The sequence below is a fragment of the Sphingomonas sp. Leaf25 genome, assembly GCF_001421635.1.
Classification (GTDB): domain Bacteria; phylum Pseudomonadota; class Alphaproteobacteria; order Sphingomonadales; family Sphingomonadaceae; genus Sphingomonas.
This window is the reverse complement of the sequence record NZ_LMKU01000033.1, coordinates 144199-144424: the sequence shown is the minus strand read 5'-3', so window position 1 is coordinate 144424 and position 226 is coordinate 144199. Positions and strand designations below refer to the sequence as shown.

1 protein-coding gene is annotated in these 226 nt (G+C 67.7%); it reads right to left on the bottom strand.

Annotated features, from left to right (window positions below):
- Positions 1–226 (bottom strand): 3,4-dihydroxy-2-butanone-4-phosphate synthase (locus ASE78_RS19650; protein ID WP_235515107.1); only part of this gene is annotated, 226 nt, incomplete at both ends.

The following is a 226-nucleotide window of genomic DNA, read 5'->3' as shown; positions in this document are numbered from 1 at the left end:
GAAGACATGCCCCGGCGTCACGATCTCCGACGCTTCCTTGGCGGCATCGATCGCCACCGCGATGGTCCGCGCGCGATCGGCCGCCGAGATGCCGGTCGTCACCCCCTCGCGCGCCTCGATCGAGACGGTGAAGGCGGTTTCGTGCCGCGTGCCGTTGTTGCGCGCCATCAGGTCGAGGCCGAGTTGTTCGACCCGTGCCTTGTTCATCGCAAGGCAGATGAGGCCG